Annotated in this window: 3 protein-coding genes; 1 reads left to right on the top strand and 2 read right to left on the bottom strand. The window is 70.6% G+C overall.

Features of this window, described 5'->3' with window-relative positions; genetic code table 11:
- Complete coding sequence (locus tag HUU96_RS13940) at positions 1-1,113, top strand: 5-(carboxyamino)imidazole ribonucleotide synthase (protein WP_438827087.1); 1,113 nt, start codon at positions 1-3, stop codon at positions 1,111-1,113.
- A 7-nt stretch (positions 1,114-1,120) separates the two neighbouring features.
- Here HUU96_RS13940 and HUU96_RS13935 read toward each other — a convergent pair whose 3' ends face one another.
- Both HUU96_RS13935 and HUU96_RS13930 read right to left on the bottom strand, forming a co-directional pair.
- Complete coding sequence (locus HUU96_RS13935; protein WP_174293351.1) at positions 1,121-1,420, bottom strand: hypothetical protein; 300 nt, start codon at positions 1,418-1,420, stop codon at positions 1,121-1,123.
- A 66-nt stretch (positions 1,421-1,486) separates the two neighbouring features.
- Positions 1,487-2,998, bottom strand: a 1,512-nt coding sequence (locus HUU96_RS13930) for a penicillin acylase family protein (protein WP_174293350.1), incomplete at its 5' end; no start/stop codon positions are given.

Below are 2,998 nucleotides of genomic sequence, written 5' to 3'. Positions count from 1 at the left end.
GTGGCGGGCGGCGCAGACGGAAGCGGTGGCCGACGCGCCGTGACGCCGCTTCCTGCCCCTCTCTCTTCGGGCGCGACCATCGGCATCCTCGGCGGCGGCCAGCTTGGCCGGATGCTGGCGACCGCGGCAGCGCAGCTTGGCTATCACACCCATGTCCTCGCCCCCGACCGCGAGAGCGTCGCCGCGCAGACCGCCTCCAGCCTGACCCGCGCGGACTATCATAACCGCATCGTCCTCGCCGACTTCGCCGCCGCCTGCGACGTTGTCACCTATGAGTTCGAGAACGTCGCGGTCAGTCCGGTCGAGTGGCTGGCGGAGCGGGTCCCGGTCCACCCCGCCCCAGCCGCGCTGCGGATCGCGCAGGAGCGGGTCGCCGAGAAGCGCTTCGTCGAGCAGGTCGGCGGTCGCCCAGCCCGCTGGGCCCCGGTCGACAGCCGCGAGACGCTGACGACGGCGCTGGCGACGGTCGGTACGCCCGCGGTGCTGAAGACAGCGCGCTTCGGCTATGACGGCAAGGGGCAGGTCAGGATCGACACCCCCGCCGACGCCGATGCCGCCTGGGCAGTGATCGGCGGACCGGCGGTGCTGGAGGCGTTCGTACCGTTCAGCCACGAATTCTCGATCGTCATCGCCCGCGGCATCGACGGCGCGACCGTCCATTACCCGCCGCCGCACAACGTCCACCGCGACGCGATCCTGCGCACCTCGACCGTCCCCGCCCCGCCGGAGGTGCTGGCCCAGGCCGAGGAGGCGACCGCCCTCGCCTGCCGGATCGCGGCGACGCTCGAGTATGTCGGCGTCCTTGCCTGCGAGTTCTTCGTCGGCGCGGACGGCCCGGTGTTCAACGAGATGGCGCCCCGAGTCCACAATTCAGGACATTGGACGATCGAGGGCGCGCAATGCTCGCAATTCGAGAACCATGTTCGCGCGATCTGCGGCCTGCCGCTCGGCTCGCCCGCGCTGACCGGCGCGCGGGCGAGAATGGACAATCTGATCGGCGACGACGACGGCAGCTGGGCGCTGACCACGCCCGGCGCGCACCTTCACCTGTATGGCAAGGGTGCCGCGCGGCCGGGCCGCAAGATGGGGCATGTGACGCTGGTCGAGCGCTGAGCGGCGCTTACGCGGTGCGCGTGCCCGACATCGGGAAGCTGCCGAACGCACCCGCGCCGACCTTGCCGGTCAGCGTGTCGCCGTCGATCGTCGCCTCGCAGTCCAGCGTCATCGTCATCGGCAGAGTCAGGTGCATCTTCCAGCTGAGCGTCGTCCCAGCGACATCGCCAGCGACGTCCATCGACCCCATCGCGCCGGCGTTGGTGCCGGAGAAGCGGGCACCGTCGCTCTTGACGGTCAGCACCGTCTTCTGATCCCCGAGCGGCGACTTCACCACGCAATTATAGCTTCCGTCGACACCGGCCATCATCGTCTCTCCGCATAGCGATGCCGCGCCCTCTGCCCGCGCTGATGCCAAGTCAAGCGGCGGCGGTCACGGACGATAGACCCGCTCCAGATTGGCCCGGAGTGCCGATGGCCCGAAGAACACCGGCTTGGTCCGGTGGCTGGCGAACAGCGCCGCCTGGTCGGCATAATGCGGCGAGTCAGGCCGCGTCGTCGCCGCCCCGAACGGCTGCGCCGAACGCGACGACACCCGCCCCTGGCGGTCCCAGGCCATGAACATGACGAAGCTGTCGCCATGCTTCACCGCAAGCCGGCCATCCGCGCCCTCGTCCCACGCGCCCGACGCGCGCAGCACGTCGGGGGCGCCGTCGAGCGGCAGGTCGACCTTCCCCTGCCGCAGCCGCAGCATGTCGCCGAGCGGCGGGTCGAGCCGGTGGAACGCGCGCATCAGATAGGCCGACGCCTCGTCCAGCGCCTGGCGCGGGTCGATCTCCGCCTGGCGCTGGTAGTGGAACTTCTGCCCGGTGCGCATCAGCAGCGCGGCGAACGCCTGCCCCGGATGCCGGCCGTCGAAATCCCAGTTCCACTTCGTCAGCAGCGCCTGCGCCGCCGCGATCCGCTGGTCGCCGCGCGCGTCGGCGCGCGCCAGGTCGGCGAACCAAAGCGCCGCCCAGCCGTGGCGACTGACGCCGGTGTCATACTTGATCGCCTCCAGCCCGGCCTGGCTGATCTTCGGGTTGGCGCTCATCAGCTCGACCGCGCGCGTGCCGCGGTTGGTGGTGTCGGTTTCGATGCCGAGCAGCGGCGAATAGGCCTTGGGGTCGAGCTCCGACCCCGGCCCCGCCGCCAGGAACGGCGAATTGTTGGCGTTGGCGAGGAAGCCCGACGCCGGGTCGACATGCTGCGGCACCTGTGCCCACGGCACCGTCCCCGGCTGGTAATCGGCGCTGGTGTCGCCGGGCAGCAGGCGCGCATAGTCGAAACCCGGCTTCCGGTTGGGGAAGGCGGCGTTGTAGATGTGCGCGATCCGCCCGGTGGCGTCGGCGTAGAGGAAGTTGGTCGCCGGCACCCCCTGCATCGCCAGCGCCGCGCTCCACTCGCGCCAGTCGCGGGCGCGGCTCAGCCGATAATATTCCTCGACCATCCGCATCTGGTCGGCACCGGCGTAGCGGATCGCATAAGCGCCGTCCTTGTTCTCCACCACCGGGCCCTGCACCGCGCGGTACACCGTCTTGGGCACCGGCAGCACGAACGGCCCCCACAATCTGACCCGCAGCCAGACGCGGTGCTTTTCCAGCGGCCGCCACACGCCATCGTAGCGATAGGCGTCGCCCGCCGGGTTCAGCACCAGCTTGTAGACGTCGGTCAGGTCGGGCCGGTCGACGGTGTTGGTCCAGCCGAGCGACACGCCATGGCCGAGCAGCGGATAGGGCGCGCCGGGGAAGGTCGCGCCGGCGAAGTTCCAGCCGGTCCCCGAATGCACCACCAGCTCGTACCAGGCGACGCCGCCGCGCCACGGCTGATGCGCGTTGGAGACCAGCCGCGTCGCGCCGTCGCTCGACCGCTTGGGCGCGACGACGAAGGCGTTGGAGCCGTTCTC

This window comes from Sphingomonas bacterium (assembly GCF_903644135.1).
Taxonomy (GTDB): Bacteria; Pseudomonadota; Alphaproteobacteria; order Sphingomonadales; family Sphingomonadaceae; genus Sphingomonas.
The sequence above is the reverse complement of the archived record's forward strand: the minus strand, read 5'-3'. Positions and strand labels throughout refer to the sequence as shown.

Bases quoted from the DNA above. Each gene is read 5' to 3' on its own strand.
- HUU96_RS13935 (WP_174293351.1), bottom strand. From the start codon at position 1,420: ATGGCCGGTGTCGACGGAAGCTATAATTGCGTGGTGAAGTCGCCGCTC.